The sequence below is a fragment of the Klebsiella sp. GG_Kp173 genome, assembly GCF_040062415.1.
Lineage (GTDB): Bacteria > Pseudomonadota > Gammaproteobacteria > Enterobacterales > Enterobacteriaceae > Klebsiella > Klebsiella quasipneumoniae.
Genome location: NZ_JBEAFZ010000089.1, coordinates 109,913 through 129,952, shown reverse-complemented (window position 1 = coordinate 129,952; position 20,040 = coordinate 109,913). Strand labels below are relative to the sequence as shown.

Annotated in this window: 19 protein-coding genes and 2 pseudogenes; 9 read left to right on the top strand and 12 right to left on the bottom strand. The window is 56.6% G+C overall.

Annotation, left to right across the window (positions count from 1 at the left end; genetic code table 11):
- Positions 1–28: 28 nt before the first annotated feature.
- The 5 genes and pseudogenes from ftsI to mgrB form a co-directional block, all read right to left on the bottom strand.
- Positions 29–1,777, bottom strand: a complete 1,749-nt coding sequence (ftsI, locus tag ABLU50_RS25270; protein WP_004203364.1) for a peptidoglycan glycosyltransferase FtsI — start codon at positions 1,775–1,777, stop codon at positions 29–31.
- Between the two features lie 187 nt (positions 1,778–1,964).
- Positions 1,965–2,174, bottom strand: coding sequence for a transcription antiterminator/RNA stability regulator CspE (cspE, locus tag ABLU50_RS25265; RefSeq protein WP_001062678.1), 210 nt, complete (start codon positions 2,172–2,174; stop codon positions 1,965–1,967).
- 85 nt (positions 2,175–2,259) lie between these two features.
- A pseudogene (locus tag ABLU50_RS25260) lies at positions 2,260–2,331 on the bottom strand (DUF2627 domain-containing protein); the annotation flags it as partial.
- 591 nt (positions 2,332–2,922) lie between these two features.
- A complete protein-coding gene (locus ABLU50_RS25255) occupies positions 2,923–3,213 on the bottom strand; it encodes a YebO family protein (protein ID WP_004203366.1) in 291 nt (96 codons plus the stop codon).
- Between the two features lie 74 nt (positions 3,214–3,287).
- Positions 3,288–3,431, bottom strand: a complete 144-nt coding sequence (mgrB, locus tag ABLU50_RS25250) for a PhoP/PhoQ regulator MgrB (RefSeq protein ID WP_002911375.1) — start codon at positions 3,429–3,431, stop codon at positions 3,288–3,290.
- A 159-nt stretch (positions 3,432–3,590) separates the two neighbouring features.
- Between mgrB and ABLU50_RS25245 the strand changes: the two genes are divergently transcribed.
- A complete protein-coding gene (locus tag ABLU50_RS25245; RefSeq protein WP_004203368.1) occupies positions 3,591–3,830 on the top strand; it encodes a YobH family protein in 240 nt (79 codons plus the stop codon).
- 55 nt (positions 3,831–3,885) lie between these two features.
- Here the strand turns inward: ABLU50_RS25245 and kdgR are convergent, their stop codons facing one another.
- Complete coding sequence (gene kdgR / locus ABLU50_RS25240) at positions 3,886–4,677, bottom strand: DNA-binding transcriptional regulator KdgR (protein WP_004203369.1); 792 nt, start codon at positions 4,675–4,677, stop codon at positions 3,886–3,888.
- Positions 4,678–4,854: 177 nt separating this feature from the next.
- Between kdgR and ABLU50_RS25235 the strand changes: the two genes are divergently transcribed.
- The gene (locus ABLU50_RS25235; protein ID WP_004203370.1) at positions 4,855–6,225 is read left to right on the top strand and encodes an MFS transporter; all 1,371 of its coding nucleotides are present in this window, start codon (positions 4,855–4,857) and stop codon (positions 6,223–6,225) included.
- A 69-nt stretch (positions 6,226–6,294) separates the two neighbouring features.
- Here the strand turns inward: ABLU50_RS25235 and htpX are convergent, their stop codons facing one another.
- The 4 genes and pseudogenes from htpX to ABLU50_RS25215 form a co-directional block, all read right to left on the bottom strand.
- Positions 6,295–7,179, bottom strand: a complete 885-nt coding sequence (gene htpX / locus ABLU50_RS25230) for a protease HtpX (protein ID WP_004203371.1) — start codon at positions 7,177–7,179, stop codon at positions 6,295–6,297.
- A 235-nt stretch (positions 7,180–7,414) separates the two neighbouring features.
- On the bottom strand, positions 7,415–9,463 hold the full coding sequence (gene prc / locus ABLU50_RS25225) for a carboxy terminal-processing peptidase (RefSeq protein WP_004203373.1): 2,049 nt from the start codon (positions 9,461–9,463) through the stop codon (positions 7,415–7,417).
- 19 nt (positions 9,464–9,482) lie between these two features.
- Positions 9,483–10,160, bottom strand: coding sequence for an RNA chaperone ProQ (gene proQ / locus ABLU50_RS25220; RefSeq protein WP_087832173.1), 678 nt, complete (start codon positions 10,158–10,160; stop codon positions 9,483–9,485).
- Between the two features lie 81 nt (positions 10,161–10,241).
- Positions 10,242–10,755: pseudogene (locus ABLU50_RS25215) on the bottom strand (GAF domain-containing protein).
- A gap of 132 nt (positions 10,756–10,887) precedes the next feature.
- Between ABLU50_RS25215 and yebS the strand changes: the two are divergent.
- The 5 genes from yebS to ABLU50_RS25190 all read left to right on the top strand — a co-directional run bounded on the left by yebS (position 10,888) and on the right by ABLU50_RS25190 (position 16,980).
- Positions 10,888–12,171: a membrane integrity lipid transport subunit YebS gene (yebS, locus tag ABLU50_RS25210; protein ID WP_087832172.1), complete on the top strand. Its 1,284-nt coding sequence runs from the start codon at positions 10,888–10,890 to the stop codon at positions 12,169–12,171.
- Positions 12,140–14,773: a PqiB family protein gene (locus tag ABLU50_RS25205; protein ID WP_017900210.1), complete on the top strand. Its 2,634-nt coding sequence runs from the start codon at positions 12,140–12,142 to the stop codon at positions 14,771–14,773. Before yebS ends, ABLU50_RS25205 begins: the two co-directional genes overlap by 32 nt.
- Before the next feature lie 128 nt (positions 14,774–14,901).
- Positions 14,902–16,335, top strand: a complete 1,434-nt coding sequence (gene rsmF, locus ABLU50_RS25200; protein WP_060656063.1) for a 16S rRNA (cytosine(1407)-C(5))-methyltransferase RsmF — start codon at positions 14,902–14,904, stop codon at positions 16,333–16,335.
- A 116-nt stretch (positions 16,336–16,451) separates the two neighbouring features.
- Complete coding sequence (locus tag ABLU50_RS25195; RefSeq protein ID WP_002911393.1) at positions 16,452–16,691, top strand: YebV family protein; 240 nt, start codon at positions 16,452–16,454, stop codon at positions 16,689–16,691.
- A gap of 97 nt (positions 16,692–16,788) precedes the next feature.
- On the top strand, positions 16,789–16,980 hold the full coding sequence (locus ABLU50_RS25190; protein WP_002911395.1) for a YebW family protein: 192 nt from the start codon (positions 16,789–16,791) through the stop codon (positions 16,978–16,980).
- On the opposite strand, the gene pphA is transcribed toward ABLU50_RS25190, so the two are convergent.
- Positions 16,977–17,630: a protein-serine/threonine phosphatase gene (gene pphA / locus ABLU50_RS25185; RefSeq protein WP_087832171.1), complete on the bottom strand. Its 654-nt coding sequence runs from the start codon at positions 17,628–17,630 to the stop codon at positions 16,977–16,979. The two genes, ABLU50_RS25190 and pphA, sit on opposite strands and share 4 nt — an antisense overlap.
- Positions 17,631–17,786: 156 nt before the next feature.
- Between pphA and ABLU50_RS25180 the strand changes: the two genes are divergently transcribed.
- Positions 17,787–18,755, top strand: coding sequence for a VirK/YbjX family protein (locus ABLU50_RS25180; RefSeq protein WP_117434979.1), 969 nt, complete (start codon positions 17,787–17,789; stop codon positions 18,753–18,755).
- Positions 18,756–18,858: 103 nt separating this feature from the next.
- A complete protein-coding gene (locus ABLU50_RS25175) occupies positions 18,859–19,002 on the top strand; it encodes an Ecr family regulatory small membrane protein (RefSeq protein ID WP_032425946.1) in 144 nt (47 codons plus the stop codon).
- A 692-nt stretch (positions 19,003–19,694) separates the two neighbouring features.
- On the opposite strand, the gene ABLU50_RS25170 is transcribed toward ABLU50_RS25175, so the two are convergent.
- Positions 19,695–20,033, bottom strand: a complete 339-nt coding sequence (locus ABLU50_RS25170) for a YebY family protein (RefSeq protein ID WP_002911404.1) — start codon at positions 20,031–20,033, stop codon at positions 19,695–19,697.
- Positions 20,034–20,040: the final 7 nt, after the last annotated feature.

The following is a 20,040-nucleotide window of genomic DNA, read 5'->3' as shown; positions in this document are numbered from 1 at the left end:
TAGCGCTATTCGCCCTTGCAGACCACTGTTACAGCGCCGGTGCCAGCGGGTGGCTGTCGTGCATGACGATCAGATTCTCCGCGCCTTGCGGCATACCGTCCGGCATGACGTTCTCCAGCCGCAGGACGTCGCCCATAATCTGGCTGAATACCGGGGCGGAAACGGCCCCGCCGTAATACGAGCCATTGCTCGGATCGTTCATCACTACCACCAGCGCGAACTGCGGACGGCTGGCGGGCGCCACGCCGGCGGTATAGGCCACATATTTATCAATATATTTGCCGTCCGGACCGATCTTCTTCGCCGTCCCCGTTTTTACCGCCACCCGGTAGTCGCGCACCGCCGCCTTGGTGCCGCCTCCGCCCGGAAGCGCCACGCTCTCCATCATATGCTCCACGCTGTGGACAATATTCTCCGGCATTACGCGCGTGCCAATCACTGGCGGGTCGATGCGGGTGATCGACAACGGTCGTTCAATGCCGAAGCCGCCGATGGTGGCATAAACATGCGCCAGCTGGAGCGGGGTCACCATCAAACCATAGCCGAAAGCGAAGGTGGCGCGATCCAGTTGCCCCCAGTAGCGACGATGCGGCATCAGCCCAGCGCTTTCCCCGGTCAACCCCAGCCCCGTCGGCTCGCCGAAACCGAAAGCCGTATAGGTGTCAATCAGATGCTGCACCGGCATGGCCAGCGAAAGATGCGACACGCCGGTATCGCTGGATTTCTGCAGGATCCCGGTCAGGCTCAGCTCCGGATAATAGCCGACATCGCGGATACGGTGGCCGTCAAGGACAAACGGATGGGTGTCCACGACGCTGTCCGGCTGGACAATCCCCTGCTGCAGCGCGGTCATGATCACCAGCGGTTTGACGGTCGACCCCGGCTCGAAGGTATCGCTGATGGCCCGGTTGCGAAAATCATCCAGCGTTGCGGCATCGCGATTGTTTGGATTGAAGTCGGGATAGCTGGCCATCGCCAGGATCTCGCCGGTATCGATTTTGATCAGCACCGCCGCTCCGGATTCGGCTTTATTCCAGCGAACAGCGTTATCGAGGGCATCTTCCGTTACCGTCTGCAGGCGCTCATCGATACTCAACTGCAGATTATGCGCCGGCACCGGCGGTACTTCGGTAATATTCTCAATCACATTGCCATGTTTATCTTTACGCACCAGACGTCGCCCGGGTTTACCGGTCAACTGGGCGTTGAAGCTTTTCTCCACCCCTTCGATGCCCTGATTATCGACATTGGTAAAGCCCAGCAGATTGGCAGCCACGTGGCCTGCCGGATAGAAACGCCGCGATTCATCACGCAGGTAGACGCCAGGCAGATGCAGTTTATCAATCCACTCCGCCTGCTCGGGATTGATCTGCCGCGCCAGATAGAGAAAGCGGGCGTGAGGATGGCTCTGTACCCGCTGGGCCAGTTCCCCGAGGTTGAGATGCAGCGCTTCGGCCATCGCCTGCCAGCGGGGGCCGTAGCCGACGCCGCCTTTCTCCATGGTGGTCTGCGGATCGATCCAGATCGCGCTAACCGGAACGCTCACCGCCAGCGGTCGTCCTTCCCGGTCGGTGATCATCCCCCGCTCAACCGCAACGGGCTCTTCGCGCAGAGAACGCATATCCTCTTGTTTTACCAGATTATCGGGGGAAACAATCTGCAGCCAGCCCACGCGGGCCAATAGCAGTCCCAGACAACCGAGTATGGCCACACAGAGTAACCCGAAGCGAATCGGGGTAAAGCTGGCGGCGGACTTCATTTTTTTGTTTAGCACCATAGCTCCGGCATTGTTTTGCAACCAACTGATTTAACAGAAAATTAGCAAAACAGACTGCTACACAATGCTAATAAAGTTGAGTATTTGCAACAAGACGCGACGAGAGGGGGAAAAATGACATGCTTTGCAATAAAAACGCAAAAGCCCCGCACAGGCGAGGCTTTTATACAAGAAGAGTGGTCTTGTATCAGATAGCAGTTACGTTAACTGCAGCCGGACCTTTCTGGCCGTCCTGAATTTCGAACTCAACGTTCTGGCCTTCAGCCAGAGTTTTGAAGCCGTTACCCTGGATAGCGGAGAAGTGTACGAACACGTCTTTGCTGCCATCAGCCGGAGTAATGAAACCAAAACCTTTAGACTCGTTGAACCACTTAACTTGACCTTTAATCTTTGCCATTTGCAAAATTCCTTAGACTGTTTTCTTCGCCTGCTGGCGTTTACATAGATAAAACTGACACATAACTGCATGAGGCACTAATTTAAGGTTCGGCAGAGAAGCGGTATTCAACGACAACGTGTTTACTCAGGACTTCTTTACTGAAAATGCCACACATAAACAGAACTGTACCTCGTTTAACCCGAAAGGTGTTATCACACACTACGTAAATAATGGCAAGCCATTTTTAAACGTGTCTCGATCGTTCGCACAAATTATAAGGTAATCCTTTGATCGCCTGCACATTTATGCGTCTTTGCCGCCCCTGGCAAGGCGCTATGGCGTTTATCAATAACGCCGGAGCGCTGCCTTGTAACTGCAACTTTTTTACCATAGCTCAACAACTTCGCTTCGTCCAGGTATGTCCGTATACGAACTGCCAGTATACGGGCGACTGACGAGCCGTGATGAATATTGATGCGCAAAATTCGTTATAACCCCAGACGAAAAATCGCTAAAGCCAGGCCAGTGTAGTGATAATAAATCCTTTCAGTCGTCTCGCTAAAAATAGTGCTAATTCTGCACCTTAATAATGAAAAAAAGATGACAGCGTCACGTTATCCGACAATAAACGCGGCGGGGATCACTTTATTTACAGCGTGTAAAAAAGAGGATAGTGCATTGAGAAAGGAATAATGGAATAAGAATAAGATATTACCGACCGCTATCATGCAGGTGCGCATCATATGATGCACACCTGTCGAGGTACTTAGCGCTCTGCCACCAGGCGGATAAACTCATCCTCCCCTTTCGCCTTACCGGCGACGGTCGGCTCGACCACGTCCTCTTTTTCCGGCGCACTGGCTTCGCACAAGCGACGTAGCAGCGCATTCTGCCGCTTTTGCTGATCCAGCAGAGCCTGCAGCAGTTCTATCTGCTCATTCGCCCGCGAGCTGGCGCGGTTGACGAAGAACCATAACAACAGACCGACAAGCAGCAGCGCCACAGACACGGCCAGCGATGCCAGATTTAAGATCCCAGGATTTAGTAACTCACTCATTTCACCACCTCAAAGAGAAGGCGTTCATTCTACCACCCGCGGCGCAGAAGGAAATCAGTCGTCAGAAAAATGTCTTACCACGGGATAAATTTATTGATAGTGCAAATGCCGCTGAAAAACTGAACATCCTGGTCGCACATTACGTTAAGCATCTGAGTCCACAGCAACAGGCAGCCTGCTATGATGACTATCAGTAAAACCCACCGTAATTTTTTCACTCCACTCTCCGCATCAGTACTTTATGTCGCCAGGATAACACGGCCTTCTTAAACCGCGGCTAACTGTAATACGAAAGGCAAGTTTAGGAATCATCGACTTGTTTCAAAACGTGTTCGTGTCAAAATCACGGCAAGGATCATACAAATAATGAGGCATTAATGCGATTAATCATTCGTACTATTGTGGTCGTGGCTATCTTATGGATTGGCGTATTATTAAGCGGCTACGGGGTATTATTCCACAGTGAAGAAAACGTCGGCGGCCTGGGCCTGAAGTGTCAATATCTCACCGCCCGTGGGGTCAGTACCGCACTTTATGTGCATTCCGATAGCGGCGTGATCGGCGTCAGCAGCTGCCCGCTGCTGCGTAAAAGCGCAACCGTCGTAGATAACGGCTAAGATCGAACCGGCGACCGCGACGATAGCGCCGCGGTCGCCGAATACTTCAGCGCGGTCAGAAGGGGTAGTCGTTGTAGCCCATCTGTTCAGAAATCTTGCGCGCCGCCTGGTGCAGCATCGCCACATATTCATGCAAACGTTCTTCAGAGAACCGTAAGGTCGGGAAAGAGATGCTCAACCCGGCGATGACTACGCCGAAACGGTCGAATACCGGTACCCCAATGCAGCGCAGCCCCTCTTCCTGCTCTTCGTTATCTTCGCCGTATCCCTGCTCGCGAACGCCATCCAGCACCTTCAGCAACTCAGCGGTACTGGTGATGGTCCGCTCGGTGCTGCGTTTATACTCCACGCCGTCAAGGATCTGTTCCACTTCGCTGCGGTCGCGCCACGCCAGCAGTACCTTGCCAATCGCGGTGCTGTACAACGGATTGCGACGGCCGATACGAGAGTACATCCGCAGGTTATACATCGAATCAATCTTGTGAATGTAAACAATACTGTCTTCATCCAGCGCGCCGAGATGGATCGTCTCTTTCGTCAGTCGGGAGAGTTCCCGCATCTGAATATCGGCGCTGCGCACCAGGTCGACGTTCTGCAGCGCGCGCGCCCCCAGCTCGAACAGTTTGAGCGTGAGGGAGTATTTCTCAGACTCTCCCTCCTGCGCCACATAGCCCAGTGATTTCATGGTCTGTAAAAAGCGATAAACGGTGCTTTTCGACATCATGACGCGCTGGGACAGTTCGGTAATGCCAATTTCACGCTCTTCACCCAGCGCCTGCAGGATGCCGAAAACCTTCAATACCGAAGAGACAGAATCTGGCTGTTTATCCAAATCTGCACCTGCCATTTATCACCTCGTCGTAACTGTTTTATAAAATTTAGAACCGGTTTTTATTATAAATTCGCCGCCTCTGCGCCGCAATCATTCTTCTGCCACTTCGTTACAAATCTGCGACATACGGCGGAATAATCAATGCTAAACTCATCATTCAAAAAACCGTTTCATTTAAGACTCATTTTCACCATGGATAAAAACTCTTCCGATGGCGTGCCGCTGCCGCAGCGCTATGGCGCCATTCTGACCATTGTGCTTGGGCTGACCATGGCCGTGCTCGACGGGGCCATCGCCAACGTCGCGCTGCCGACCATCGCCAGCGATCTTAACGCCTCGCCGGCGGCTTCAATCTGGATCGTTAACGCCTACCAAATTGCCATTGTGATCGCCCTGCTACCGCTCTCTTTCCTCGGCGACATGGTCGGCTATCGTCGTATCTATAAGATAGGCCTGGTGGTGTTTATCTTTACCTCGCTGGCCTGCGCCCTGTCGCGCAGCCTCGAAATGCTAACCTTCGCCCGCGTCGCCCAGGGGCTGGGCGGCGCCGCGCTGATGAGCGTAAACACCGCGTTGATCCGCCTGATTTATCCGCAGCGCTTTCTCGGTCGTGGCATGGGTATCAACTCCTTTGTCGTCGCCGTATCTTCGGCGGCAGGCCCGACGATCGCCGCTGCGATCCTCTCCCTCGCCTCATGGCAATGGCTGTTTTTAATTAACGTGCCTCTCGGCATCGTCGCCTTACTTCTGGCGATGCGCTTTCTGCCGCCCAACAGCGCGCGCAGCAAAATCGTCCGCTTCGATTTGCCGAGCGCCATCATGAACGCGCTGACCTTCGGGCTGTTGATCACCGCCCTGAGCGGTTTCGCCCAGGGCCAGTCCACTCAGCTGGTGCTGGCGGAGGTCGCCGCTATGCTGGTGGTGGGCTTTTTCTTCGTTCGCCGTCAGCTCACGATGCCCGTCCCGCTGCTGCCGGTCGATCTGCTGCGCATCCCGCTCTTCTCCCTCTCTATTTGCACCTCCATCTGCTCTTTCTGTGCGCAGATGCTGGCGATGGTCTCTCTGCCCTTCTTCCTGCAAACAATGATCGGGCGCAGCGAAGTGGAGACCGGCCTGCTGCTGACGCCGTGGCCGCTGGCAACGATGGTGATGGCGCCGCTGGCCGGTTATTTAATTGAAAAATGCCATGCGGGGTTGCTGGGGGCCATTGGGCTGCTGGTTATGGCCTGCGGCCTGTTCGGCCTGGCGCTGCTTCCGGCGTCGCCCAGCGATCTGGATATTATCTGGCGTATGGCGCTGTGCGGCGCCGGCTTCGGGCTGTTCCAGTCGCCAAACAACCACACCATTGTCGCCTCGGCCCCGAGCCATCGCAGCGGCGGCGCCAGCGGCATGCTGGGTACCGCTCGCCTGCTCGGCCAGAGCACCGGCGCCGCGCTGGTGGCCCTTCTATTCAACCTGCTCGGCAACAGCGGCACCCACACCGCCCTGCTGCTGGCCGGCATCCTGGCGACCGTCGCTGCGCTGATTAGCGGTCTGCGCGTCACTCAGCCGCGCGCAGCCTGACGATTAAGGACAAAAAAAAATCCGCAGCCTCCGGGCTGCGGATTTTTATTTTCAGCGTCTGATGGCGGACTATTTCAGATATTCTCCGCTACGCAGCGCTTCAATACGCTTATCGAGCGGCGGGTGGGTCATAAACAGCTCGCTCATGGACTTCGCTTTACCGTTTATGCAGAACGCCATCATGCTGCTGGCTTCCTGCGGCTCATAGCTGGTTTTCAGGCGCTGCAGGGCGGCAATCATCTTCTCGCGGCCCACCAGACGCGCCGAGCCGGCATCAGCATGGAATTCGCGATAACGAGAGAACCACATGGTGATAATGCTGGCCAGAATACCGAACACCAGCTCCAGCACCGTGGCGACGGCGAAGTAGATCAGCGGGTTGCCATTGCTGCTCTCGCCTTCATCTTCCCGGTTGCCGCCGAGGAAGCCGGCCGCAATCTGCGCGATAACGCGGGAGATAAAGATAACGAAGGTGTTCACCACCCCCTGAATCAGAGTCATGGTGACCATATCGCCATTGGCGATGTGGCTGATTTCATGGGCGATGACCGCTTCCGCTTCATCACGGCTCATGTTTTGCAACAGCCCGGTACTGACAGCGACCAGCGAGGCGTCGCGACGCGCACCGGTAGCGAAGGCGTTGATGTCAGGGGCGTGATAGATAGCCACCTGCGGCATGGCAATGCCCGCCTGCTGCGCCTGCTGCGCAACGGTGTTCATCAGCCAGCGTTCCGTTTCGTTGCGCGGCTGCTCGATCACTTCCCCACCCACAGACTTCAGCGCCATCCATTTCGACATCATCAGCGAAACGATAGAACCACCGAAGCCGAACAGCAGGGCCATAATCAACAGACCGGTCATGCTGCTGGATTGGATCCCCGTGAGGCTTAACACCAGCCCGAACACGACCATCACTGCCAGGTTCGTCAGCAGGAAAAGCGCGATTCGCATCATAATTTTCTTTTTACCTCAATTTAACAAAACGCACTATGCGATTACCCACATCGTATGGGTCAGGCTGCAATTTTCAACCATCAGCCCCCGCTAAGTCACGATAAAAACACAACTTTACATTTTGTAGCATCTTGCTGACAGCGGCAGAGCAGGTTGACATTTTGTTAGATGAGCTGAATGGCGATGACAAAGGGCATAAAAAAAACGGGCACCTCTGAGGGTGCCCGTTGGCGACTTATTGGCTGGCCGGGGGTTCCACCGCCGGGCGCGCTTTTTCGAGATGGGCGAGGTCTACCGCGATATGGACCGTCTCATCAAGATACGGATCCGGCTCCTGGTAATCCTTCGGCAAATCGTCCAGTTTTTTCAGCGGCGGTTTGCCTTCGCGTTTCAGGCGATCGTTAATCCGCGCCAGACGAATCGCATCATCCTCTTCGTTCTCTTTTTCACGCTGAGCGTAGTTCAGAGAGACGATGTTACGTTTGTCCTTCATCGCGTTATAACGGGCAATATCCTTCATGATGTACTGGAACTCAGGATCCTGGGCAATACGCTCGTCGTGGCGCTTGAGCAGTTCCGGTCCAAATGGGGTCAGATCCCCGGACTTCACATAGGTGGCCGCGTTGATGCTATCCCACGGCAGCGCGTTGTCTTCATACTGCTCGCCGGTTTCGCGATCTTCATTGCCGGTTGGCATCATGATATCCGGCGTAACGCCTTTGCGCTGAGTACTGCCGCCGTTAATGCGGTAGAACTTCTGGATAGTGTACTGCACGGAACCTAACGCCGGCCAGTCCGGACGCAGCATCTGATCGTAGATACGATTCAACGAGCGATACTGCTGTACGGTACCTTTGCCGAAGGTCGGCTCGCCAACGATCAGCGCGCGGCCATAATCCTGCATTGCGGCGGCAAAGATCTCAGACGCCGAGGCGCTAAAGCGGTCAACCAGCACCACCAGCGGCCCTTTGTAATAGACTACGCCATCGTTATCGCTGTCTTCGCGCACCTTGCCATTGTTATCCCGCACCTGCACCACCGGGCCGGACGGAATAAACAGCCCCGACAGCGATACCGCTTCGGTCAGCGCCCCGCCGCCGTTGCTGCGCAGATCGATAACGATGCTACTGACGTTCTGTTTTTCCAGCTTCTGCAGCTGCACCTTCACGTCATCGGTCAGGCCAACGTAAAAACCCGGGATATCCAGCACGCCGACTTTTTCTTTACCAACGGTTTTCACCGACATCTTCACCGCGCGATCTTCCAGACGGATGCGCTCGCGGGTCAGGGTGACGATACGCGTCTTGGCCCCTTTGCCGGCCGGCAGGATCTCAAGGCGAACCTTGCTGCCCTTCGGCCCTTTAATTAGCGCTACGACGTCATCCAGACGCCAGCCAATGACATCGACCATTGACTTCCCGGTCTGGCCGACGCCAACGATGCGGTCGCCGACGCTGATCGCTTTGCTCTTCGCAGCCGGACCACCGGCCACCAACGAATTAATGACCGTGTAGTCATCATCCATCTGCAGTACAGCGCCGATCCCTTCGAGTGAGAGACTCATCTCGGTGTTGAACTGCTCGGTATTGCGCGGCGACAGATAGTTGGTGTGCGGGTCGATTTCGCGGGCGAAGGCGGTCATCGCCAGCGAGAAGACATCCTCGCTGTTGGTTTGCGCCAGACGACGGATAGCAAACTTGTAGCGACGGGTTAAGGTGTCGCGGATCTCTTTATCGTCTTTTCCCGCCAGCTTCAGGCTTAACTGGTCAAATTTAACCTTGGCGTCCCACAGCTTGTTCAGCTCGGCCTCGTCTTTCGGCCACGGCGCTTTGGAGCGGTCAAGGTTGAAATTATCGTTGCCGGTAAAGTCCATCGGACGTTCCAGCACCTTCAAAGCATACTGATAGCGCTCGAAGCGGCGCTGCTGCGCCAGGTTGTAGAGGTCGTAGAAGACGTCCAGTTTCCCGGTGCGCAGTTCGTCGCCGATTTGGTCTTTTTTCGCCGCGAACTTCGCCACATCGCTGGCCAGCAGCACATTATGGCTGTAGTCCAGCAGGTTCAGATAACGGTCAAAAATTTTTGCCGAGAAGGCGTTGTCGAGATCGAACTGACGGTAGTGAGAGCGGGTAAAGCGCGACGTCACGCGCTCGCTCACCGTCGCGTGCTGCGGCTCTTCTTTCAGCACGGGGATTTGATCTGCACGGGTTATTTCATCAACAGCGAAAGCATGGCCTGCTATTGCCAGCAGGCCCGCAAGCGCGGTGATTTTAAAAAATGTGTTCATGCCTGGCCCGGCCTCCGTTTCAGAACACCAGGTGTTCTGCGCGTACAATCATTGACATACCAGAAGTCAGCTGTACACGAACGCCATCTTTGGTGACTTCCAGAACGGTGGCGTCCATTGCGTTATTGCCTGCTTTTACCTTCAGCGCCTGGCCGACGGTCAGAACGGAAACATCCGATACCGGAGTAAGACGCTCTTCACGCGGAGCTTTGGCCGCAACAGGACGCGGTTTACGCTGTTCAGCGCCCTCTTTACGACGCGGCTGCTGAGGACGCGGTTTACGCTCACGGCGAACGCCATCATCCGGCTGGCCTGCAGCGGCAGCGGCCTCGCGTTTTTTCGCCTGCTGGGCAGCGCGCTGCGCCTGAACGCGAGCTTTCGCTTCTTCCAGCTGCTGACGCGCATGGGCAATGTGCTGCTCTTCCAGTTCGCCGCACGGGTTGCCGTCCAGGTCAACGCGGATAGCGCCGGCTTTTACGCCGTAGAGATAGCGCCAGCTCGAGGTATAGAGACGTAATGCAGCGCGAAGCTGGGTTTTGCTGAGATTCATCTCACCACCCACTCGCTCAACGAGATCCTGAAAAATTCCGATTTTCAGGGGGCGCGCTTCGCCTTCAGCGCTGAAGCACTGAGGGAAACGTTCGGCCAGAAAGGCGATAACTTCTTTACTGCTATTCAACTTAGGTTGATTTTCCATGAAATTTCCTGATTACAACGGACGTAGCCAACAAGCCGCAGGCATGAACAGGCGACATTATAATGACGTCCTCGCTAAATGCTACGTTATCCGTTGATTATCCCACGACACGGGTAAAGATTTTTTGATAATCAGTGGCCGCGATAAGTTTTTCCAGATGCTCGACCAGCGTGCGCAACCCCTGCTCATCTTCAGCAGTGAAGCGGCCGTAAGCCGGACTGTCGATATCCAGCACGCCGATAATCTGGTCGTTCACGCGCAGGGGGAAGACAATTTCCGAATTACTGGCGGCATCGCAGGCAATGTGGCCGTCAAAGGCGTGGACGTCCTCGACGCGCTGCACCTGGGCTTGCGCCACCGCCGCGCCGCATACGCCGCGCCCAACCGGGATCCGGACGCAGGCCAGTTTGCCCTGGAACGGCCCCAGCACCAGGGTATCGCCTTCCAGAAGATAGAAACCGGCCCAGTTGACCTCGCCCAGTCGTTCAAACAGCAGCGCGCTGGTATTAGCGATCATCGCCAGAAAACTGGTTTCACCTGCCATTAATGCCTGGAAATCGCGGTTCAAATCCGCGTAAAATTCTGTTTTGCTCATTATATCTTCACTTGGTTGTCTTACTGCCTGATACGTACAGCCTACTAAAATAAGCATTAAATGCGCTTGGGCTCAAGATGAATTCATTCATAGGTTAAGATAGTGAGATACATTCATTCCTGTACGTAATAAATGCCGATAAAAACACCCACCCTTAAGCCTGCGAATAAGATGGTCGTGCATGCCGTCAGCACGCCGCTTCCCTATGCGCATTATCAGCGCTGTACGCAGTGTGACATGCTGTTCCGCTTACCGGTGCTCAAACGCAACCAAAGCGCCTGGTGTCCACGCTGTAACGCGAAGGTGCGCGATGGCCGCGACTGGTCGCTGACCCGTCTGGGCAGCATGGCCCTGGCCATGCTGCTGTTAATGCCCTTTGCCTGGTCCGAACCCCTACTGCGCCTTCACCTGCTGGGGGTTCGCATTGACGCCAACGTCCTGCAGGGGATTTGGCAGATGACCGCGCAGGGCGACCCGCTTACCGCCGCGATGGTGCTGTTTTGCGCGGTGGTCGCCCCGGTACTGCTGGTGGTCTCGATTAGCTATCTGTGGCTGGGCAACGTGCTGGGGATGAACCTGCGCCCGGTGCTGCTGATGCTCGATAAGCTCAAGGAGTGGGTGATGCTGGATATCTATCTGGTGGGCATCGGCGTCGCCTCCATCAAAGTGCAGGATTACGCCTTTCTGCAGCCCGGCATCGGCCTGGTGGCGTTTATCTCCCTGACGCTGCTGAGCATCCTGACGCTTATCCATATGAACGTCGAAGAGCTATGGGAGCGCTTCTATCCCGAACGGCCGGCGACCCGCGCCGATAACAATCTGCAGGTGTGCACCGGCTGCCACTACACCGGCTACCGCGACGCCCGCGGCCGCTGCCGACGCTGCCACACGCCGCTGCACCATCGCCGGCCGCAGAGCCTGCAGCGCAGCTGGGCGGCGCTGATTGCCTCGCTGGTTTTCCTCCTACCGGCCAACCTGCTGCCGATCTCTATCATCTACGTCAACGGCGCGCGCCAGGAAGACACCATCCTCTCCGGGATCATCTCCCTCGCCAACAGCAATATCGCCATTGCCGGCGTGGTGTTTATCGCCAGTATTTTGGTGCCATTCACCAAAGTTATAGTGTTATTTACCCTGCTGCTCAGCATACAATTCAAGTGCGAGCAGGGGCTGCGCACCCGCATCCTGCTGCTGCGGCTGATAACCTGGATTGGCCGCTGGTCGATGCTGGATCTGTTTGTTATCTCACTCACCATGTCGCTCATTAATCGCGATCAGCTCCTCGCCTTTACGATGGGGCCGGCCGCGGTTTACTTTGGCGGCGCGGTAATTTTAACTATTCTTGCAGTTGAATGGCTGGACAGCCGCTTACTTTGGGACGCACATGAGTCAGGAAACGCCCGCTTCGCAGACTGAAGCCAGAATAAAAACCAAACGTCGTATCTCGCCATTCTGGCTGTTGCCGGTCATCGCGCTGCTGATTGCCGCCTGGCTCATCTGGACCAGCTTTGACGACCGCGGATCGACGATTACTATCGATTTCCAGTCTGCTAACGGCATCGTGCCGGGCCGGACGCCTATCCGCTATCAGGGGGTGGAAGTCGGTACCGTCCAGGATATTAGTCTCAGTAAAGACCTGAGCAAGATTGAAGTTTCCGCTAGCATCAAGCGCGATATGAAAGAGGCGCTGCGCAAAGATACGCAGTTCTGGCTGGTCACGCCGAAAGCCTCTCTGGCCGGCGTGTCGGGCCTCGATGCGCTGGTGGGCGGGAACTATATCGGCATGATGCCGGGCAAGGGCGAACCCGAAGATCACTTCGTCGCCCTCGACACTCAGCCAAAATACCGTATCAACAACGGCGAGCTGATGATCCACCTGCAGGCGCCCGACCTTGGCTCTCTGAGCAGCGGCTCGCTGGTCTACTTCCGTAAGATCCCGGTCGGGCGGGTGTATGACTTCACGCTGAATGATAATAATCAGGGGGTCACCATTGATGTGCTGATCGAGCGCCGGTTCACCAACCTGGTGAAAAAAGGCAGCCGTTTCTGGAACGTCTCGGGGATCAAAGCCGATGTCGGCCTGAGCGGGGCCAAAGTGCAGCTGGAGAACCTTTCCGCGCTGGTGAACGGTGCCATCGCCTTTGACTCCCCTGCCGATTCGCAGGTCGCGTCGCAAAACGATGACTATCATCTGTATGAAGACCTGGCGCACAGCCAGCGCGGGGTGGTGGTGACCCTTGACCTGCCTGACGGCGACGGCCTGAAAGCGGGCTCGACGCCGCTGATGTATCAGGGGCTGGAAGTGGGCCAGTTAAGCAAACTGAATCTTAACCCCGGCGGCAAAGTCACTGGCGAGATGACCGTCGATCCGAGCGTGGTGACCCTGCTGCGGGAGAAAACGTTGATTCAGATGAAGAAGCCGAAGATCTCCCTCGATAACCCCAGCGTCAGCGCCCTGCTCACCGGCAATACCTTTGAGCTGGTGCCCGGCGAAGGCGAGCCGCGTAATCACTTCTCCGTCATGCCAGCGGATAAAGCGCTGCTGGAGGAGCCCAATGTCGCCACCGTCACCCTTTCGGCGCCGGAGAGCTACGGGATCGACGGCGGCCAGCCGCTGGTGCTTCACGGAGTGAAAGTCGGCCAAGTGCTGGAGCGCAAGCTGACGGCCAAAGGGGTAACCTTCCAGGTGGCGATTGCCCCGGAATACCGCGATCTGATTCGCGGCGACAGCAAGTTTGTGGTGAACAGTCGTCTGGACGTCAAAGTGGGACTTGATGGCGTGCAGGTGCTGGGCGCCAGCGCCAGCGAATGGGTGAACGGCGGGATCCGGGTGATCCCGGGTGAAAAAGGCGAAATGCAGAGCAGCTATCCGCTGTACGCCAACCTCGAAAAGGCGCAGGAAAACAGCCTGAGCGAAGTGCCGACCACCACCCTGAGCCTCTCCGCTGAGACGCTGCCTGACGTTCAGGCTGGCTCGGTGGTGCTGTATCGTAAATTCGCCGTCGGCGAGATCATCGCCGTCAAACCGCGCAAAGACGCTTTCGATATCGATCTGCATATCAAGCCCGAGTACCGCTACCTGCTGACCAACAACAGCGTCTTCTGGGCGGAAGGGGGTGCGAAGGTTAAACTTGACGGCAACGGACTCACCGTTCAGGCCTCGCCGCTGGCCCGCGCCATAAAAGGGGCGATCAGTTTCGATAACCTCAACGGCAGCAGCGCCAATGCGCGGCTGAATAACAAACGCATCCTTTACGCTTCTGAAACGGCAGCGCGCGCCGTGGGCGGCCAGATCACCCTGCATGCGTTCGACGCCGGGAAGATGGCGGCCGGGATGCCGATTCGCTATCTCGGCATCGATATCGGTCAGATCCAGTCGCTGGAGCTGATCACCGCCAAAAACGAGGTGCAGGCGAAAGCCGTGCTTTATCCGGAATACGTCGGCACGTTTGCCCGCGCCGGGACCCGCTTCTCGGTGATCACCCCGCAGATCTCCGCCGCGGGCGTGGAGCATCTCGACACCCTGTTCCAGTCCTATATTAACGTTGAGCCCGGACGCGGCCCGGCGCGCCGCGACTTTGAGATCCAGGATACGACGATCAGCGACTCGCGCTATATCGACGGCCTGAATATCGTGGTGGAAGCGCCGGAGGCCGGATCGCTCGGCATCGGCACGCCGGTGCTGTTCCGCGGCCTGGAAGTCGGGACGGTGACCGGTCTGTCGCTGGGATCGATGTCTGACCGGGTCATGGTTAAGATGCGCATCAGCAAGCGCTACCAGTACCTGGTGCGCAATAACTCGGTGTTCTGGCTGGCCTCGGGTTACAGCCTCGACTTCGGCCTGGTTGGCGGCGTGGTGAAAACCGGGACCTTCAATCAGTTTATCCGCGGCGGGATCGCCTTTGCCACGCCGCCGGGTACGCCGCTGGCGCCGAAAGCCCAGGACGGCAAGCACTTCCTGCTGCTGGAGAGCGAGCCGAAAGAGTGGCGGGAGTGGGGCACCGCCCTGCCGCAGTAATCCTCGCCTCCCCTTCTCCCGCCCCGGCAAACGCCGGGCGCGGGCAGACACAAACCTCACGCCCCGGTGTCCTGCACCGGGGCGTTTGTGCTAAACTGCGCACCCTTTTTTTCTGTGGTGCGCTGCCTGTGGCCGAAAATACTGTCTATTTCCCTGAAGCGTTTCTTGCTCAAATGCGCGCGGCGATGCCGGCGCACCTCTCTTTCGACGAATTTATCGCCGCCTGTCAGCGCCCGCTACGCCGAAGTATTCGCGTCAATACGCTGAAAATCAGCGTCGATGATTTTCTCTCTCTGGTCGCCCCCTATGGTTGGCAGCTGACGCCGGTCCCCTGGTGCGAGGAGGGATTCTGGATCGAGCGGGACGACGACGACGCGCTGCCGCTGGGCAGCACCGCCGAACATCTCAGCGGGCTGTTCTATATACAGGAAGCAAGCTCAATGCTGCCGGTCGCCGCCCTGTTCGCCGATAACCCGCAGCCTGAACGGGTCATGGACGTTGCTGCCGCTCCGGGGTCGAAAACCACCCAGATCGCCGCCCGGATGGGCAATACGGGCGGCATCCTGGCGAATGAGTTCTCCGCCAGCCGGGTGAAAGTGCTGCATGCCAACATCAGCCGCTGCGGCATCAGCAACGTCGCCCTGACCCATTTCGACGGCCGAGTGTTCGGCGCGGCATTGCCCGAAGCCTTCGACGCCGTTCTGCTTGATGCCCCCTGCTCCGGCGAAGGGGTGGTACGCAAAGATGCGGACGCGCTGAAAAACTGGTCGCCGGAGAGCAACCTCGACATCGCCGCCACCCAGCGCGAGCTTATCGACAGCGCTTTCCATGCCCTGCGCCCCGGCGGGACGCTGGTCTATTCGACCTGCACCCTTAACCGCGAAGAAAATCAGTCCGTCATTCACTGGCTGCTGTCCCGCTACCCGCAGGCGGTGGCGATCCAGCCGCTGGGAGAGCTGTTTCCCGGCGCGGCCGATGCCTTAACCGCCGAGGGATTTCTGCATGTCTTCCCGCAGATCTTCGATTGTGAAGGCTTCTTTGTCGCCCGCTTGCGCAAGACTGCGTCTATCGATCCGCTCCCGGCGCCGGGCTACAAGGTCGGCAAGTTCCCCTTTGCGCCGCTGAAGGGCCGGGAGGCCGCCGCGGCGACCGCCGCCGCTCGCGCTGTCGGGCTGGAATGGGACGCGAGCCACACGCTGTGGCAACGGGATAAAGAGCTGTGGCTGTTTCCGCAGTCTATGGAGCCTCTGTTTGGTCAGGTGCGGTTTTCGCGCATTGGCGTGCGTCTGGCGGAACTGCACAATAAGGGTTACCGCTGGCAGCATGAGGCGGTTATTGCCTTTGCAGCGCCGCAGCGCGCCTTCGAGCTGACGCTGGAGGAAGCGGAGGAATGGTATCGCGGACGCGACGTCTATCCGCAAACCCCGCCAGCGCAGGATGAAGCCATTGTCACCTTCCAGGGTGTGCCGCTGGGCCTGGCCAAGCGCGTCGGCTCCCGTCTGAAGAACAGTTACCCGCGCGAGCTGGTACGCGATGGGAAACTTTTTGCCGGCAAGGTGTGACGCCGCGCAAAAAATACGCACTTTTTGACTGGCGGTTTTCCCCCCATTGACTACGCTGAAAAATGACGGCCGCAACTGGTCGTACCACAACTCAGCTGAAAAAATGGGGTGAAGCGATGAGTAAAACCAATGTCCGCATCGGCGCGTTTGAGATAGACGATGCCGAACTGCATGGTGAACATCAGGGTGAGCGAACGTTAAGCATTCCCTGCAAATCCGATCCAGATTTATGTATGCAGCTTGACGCCTGGGATGCCGACACCAGCGTTCCCGCGATTCTCAATGGTGAACATTCCGTCCTCTACCGTAAACATTACGACCGCCAGTCCGATGCCTGGGTCATGCGCCTTGCCTGACGCCAATGAACCCGTCGCCTGAGACGGGTTATTTATTTCCCCGTCCCGCCGTCATCCCCTACACTAAACAGTATGTCCCCCCGAACATGAGGCCAGGATGTTTGCCTTAGTGTTGTTTATTTGCTATCTGGATGGCGGCTGCGAGGACATTGTGGTTGACGTCTACCGCGAGGAAACGCAGTGCCTGGTGGCGATGGAAGATCAGCGGATCCGCCACGGCGGCTGCTACCCGATAGAAGATTTTATTGACGGCTTCTGGCAACCCGCCAGCGAATACAGTGACTTTTAGTCTGCCGACTGCAGCGCCACCAGCGTCAGCGTGCCGCCGAACACAGCGCCGGTGTCAATATAGTGTTGATTGTCGTAGTCATAACGCGCGCGAAGCGGCGTATGGCCAAACCAGAAATGGTCAGCCCCGGCGATAGCGCCATGACGCCCCGCCAGATGTTCACTCAGACGATGGCGGCTCCACAGGACCCGCTGGGGATCCACCGGCTGCTGCCAGCGATAGACCGGCGCCGGATAATCGGCATGGGCGATCACATGCCGCGCTTTTGCGCACTCCACTTCAATAATCAACGGCAGCCGCTGACAGCGCGCCAGCAGGCGATCGACTTCATCCCGCTGCCGCACGTTGCTCCGGGCGTACCAGTCGCCGCCGTTCATCTGCCAGAGCGTCATATCTCCGCTCTCCAGCGCCTCCAGCGCCATCTGCTCATGATTCCCGCGTACGGCCCGGAACCAGCGGCTGCGCAACAGGCCGAGACAGTCAGCGCTTTGCGGCCCGCGATCGATCAGATCGCCCACCGAGATCAGCAGATCGGCCCAGGGATCAAAGCGCAGTCGGCGCAGGCGCGCCATCAGCAGCGCAAAGCAGCCATGCAAATCGCCCATCAGCCAGATATTACGCCAGTCTCTGCCATTAATACGCTGATACATATAATTACCTCTCTGCTGTAATTATAGGTAATTCCAGCTTATAGCCGCTGTTTTTTATTTACACCTCAATCGATTTTAAACAAACGGCAAATATAGTCGGCCAGAGGATTAAGCTTATCAGCGCCTCGTTTTAAAATAGCAGGAAATAACAACGAGGTGTTTATCGTGACAGACAATAGCCTGCATTCATCCAGCGTGCTTACGCCGCGCTCGCATCTCATTGCCGATCTGGTGATGGGTAGATTAACACCCGCACCTATATGGCGGCAGAAAAATTACCGCTTTAAATTTCTACTGCGCACGGCATTATTTTATAGCCCGACTAAAGCGATGCTGGAGGCGCTGAGCGCTCGTGACGATTTTAACCAGCTGCTGGCGGCGCAGGCGACGCTGCCGGGGAAAGTGCACCGTCAATATCTAACGCGCGATCTCAACGCCTGGCAGCGGGCGATGGCGGTAATAAGCCATTATCGCTATGTCGATACCCTGCGCGGTTCCCGGCTGGCGCATGCCATGACCGCAGTGTGCGAGGTCCCGTTGCTGACGCTCAATGGAAAGGATGAGCGCCAGTTTTCCCTCTCGGCCTCTTCGGCCGGGAAGGCCGAGCGTGAGGGTGAAACCACCCTGTGGCTGCGCGACAGCGATCATACCCTGCTGGCCAGCGCCACCTTCAGCGTGACCTGGGATGGCGAAGCCTGGCAGCTGATCATCGGCGGCTTGCAGGGACCGCGACGCCACGTTTCTCATGAGGTGATCAAGCAGGCGACCCGCGCCTGCTACGGTCTGTTCCCGAAGCGCCTGCTGCTGGAGTTTATCTGGCTGCTGGCCGCTCGCAGCCATATCGCAGCGATTTACGGCGTTAGCGATAATGGCCATGTGTTTCGCGCCCTGCGCTATCGCCTGAGCAAGGGGCGCCATTTCCACGCCAGCTACGACGAATTCTGGCAATCCATCGACGGCAAGCCGGAAAGCCCCTGGCGCTGGCAGCTACCGCTGCGTCTGGAAAGAAAATCGCTGGAGAGCATCGCCAGTAAAAAACGGGCCGAATACCGGCGTCGATTCCAGCTGCTGGATCAGCTGGCGGAGCAGGTGGCAATATTGACGCAGCCACTGCCGGGCGAGTAATTTCACGACCAGTGAACTCGCCCCGTCACGCGGCGTTTGCTTATTATGTTCTTATTTCGCTACTATCATGGTCCCCGCAGACCACTGGATAGTCGTTAGCATGATGAGTAAAACCGAAATTTTCCTGCTGATTATTCTGGCGGTCGTGCTGCTGGGCAGCATATGGTTTATTTTCAGCGATGAAATTTGGCTTTTACTCTGCTATCTGGAAAGTCAGATATTTCCCACCTTCAGCGTTCCGGAATAATACCGGACGCCCGAAACTACGCCCCTCAATATTATTTCCCGCCATTTCGGGGGGCGCGGACGGCTAATCGCATGAATTGCCAAATCAATAAGGTTTTGTTTATTTTATTTATCATACAAATATGTATACTAGCAGCCTTCCGATGTTGGCCCGCCAGTTAACCTGCACGCCGGGCCTGTTTAGGTGCAGGTTTTTTCTTTTCCTCTCCCCTCGCTTACGGTTCCGCCTTCCCCATACCGTTCTTCCGCAGGATACAATTTGTGTGTAAATGAATTGTGTATGCTAAAAACGGTGTGCTATAACGGGACATCCAGAAGCCAGCCTGGTGATTGACTGAATTGACTGAATTGACTGAATTGACTGAATTGACTGAATTGACTGAATTGACTGACAGGATGTCGCTGGTGATCGCGAAAGCAGACAGATTAAGATAAAAAGAGACCGAATACGATTCCTGTATTCGGTCCAGGGAAATGGCTCTTGGGAGAGAGCCGTGCGCTAAAAGTTGGCATTAATGCAGGCTAAGTCGCCTTGCACTATAAGAATAGTTTAACGCGTCAGCTTTTCCAGTCTGCGGCCAATGTGGCCGAATAATTCCTGGAAAAGTGGGCGCTGCCAGCCAAAAAACCGCCACTGCCGTTGTCCGGCAGGGCGGTTTTTTTTATGCTATTACAGCGAGATAGCGCGAAAATCTAGCAGAGCTTCTGCGCCCGCTCGATAAACGGCGCGAGGCTCATTTTTTGCCCAGGATGCTGCGGATCGTCGATCTGGATCACTGAGATCGGCTGGGCGGTGGTTTTGCCGGCTTTGACCTGCTGCTCAGCTACCTCATTGAGCGGATACTGGACCAGAGTGCTCGGGTTGATAGCGTAAAGGGCATTGCCCGGACGACAGGTCAACATCACCTCTTCACGGTTGAACGCCCAGCTCTCCTTCCCTACCTCAAAGCGGCTCACGGTGATAATTTGCGGCGCCGCCAGTGCAGCGCCGGAGCTTGCCAGTAACAACATGGTCAGAACAATTTTTTTCATGATTTTG

Coding starts and splice junctions, on each gene's coding strand:
- prc (WP_004203373.1), bottom strand. CDS start 9,463: ATGAACACATTTTTTAAAATCACCGCGCTTGCGGGCCTGCTGGCAATA.
- cspE (WP_001062678.1), bottom strand. CDS start 2,174: ATGGCAAAGATTAAAGGTCAAGTTAAGTGGTTCAACGAGTCTAAAGGT.
- proQ (WP_087832173.1), bottom strand. CDS start 10,160: ATGGAAAATCAACCTAAGTTGAATAGCAGTAAAGAAGTTATCGCCTTT.
- htpX (WP_004203371.1), bottom strand. CDS start 7,179: ATGATGCGAATCGCGCTTTTCCTGCTGACGAACCTGGCAGTGATGGTC.
- ABLU50_RS25170 (WP_002911404.1), bottom strand. CDS start 20,033: ATGAAAAAAATTGTTCTGACCATGTTGTTACTGGCAAGCTCCGGCGCT.
- ABLU50_RS25255 (WP_004203366.1), bottom strand. CDS start 3,213: ATGAGTGAGTTACTAAATCCTGGGATCTTAAATCTGGCATCGCTGGCC.
- ABLU50_RS25205 (WP_017900210.1), top strand. CDS start 12,140: ATGAGTCAGGAAACGCCCGCTTCGCAGACTGAAGCCAGAATAAAAACC.
- ABLU50_RS25195 (WP_002911393.1), top strand. CDS start 16,452: ATGAGTAAAACCAATGTCCGCATCGGCGCGTTTGAGATAGACGATGCC.
- ABLU50_RS25245 (WP_004203368.1), top strand. CDS start 3,591: ATGCGATTAATCATTCGTACTATTGTGGTCGTGGCTATCTTATGGATT.
- ftsI (WP_004203364.1), bottom strand. CDS start 1,777: ATGGTGCTAAACAAAAAAATGAAGTCCGCCGCCAGCTTTACCCCGATT.
- pphA (WP_087832171.1), bottom strand. CDS start 17,630: ATGTATCAGCGTATTAATGGCAGAGACTGGCGTAATATCTGGCTGATG.
- yebS (WP_087832172.1), top strand. CDS start 10,888: ATGCCGATAAAAACACCCACCCTTAAGCCTGCGAATAAGATGGTCGTG.
- ABLU50_RS25235 (WP_004203370.1), top strand. CDS start 4,855: ATGGATAAAAACTCTTCCGATGGCGTGCCGCTGCCGCAGCGCTATGGC.
- kdgR (WP_004203369.1), bottom strand. CDS start 4,677: ATGGCAGGTGCAGATTTGGATAAACAGCCAGATTCTGTCTCTTCGGTA.
- ABLU50_RS25175 (WP_032425946.1), top strand. CDS start 18,859: ATGAGTAAAACCGAAATTTTCCTGCTGATTATTCTGGCGGTCGTGCTG.
- ABLU50_RS25190 (WP_002911395.1), top strand. CDS start 16,789: ATGTTTGCCTTAGTGTTGTTTATTTGCTATCTGGATGGCGGCTGCGAG.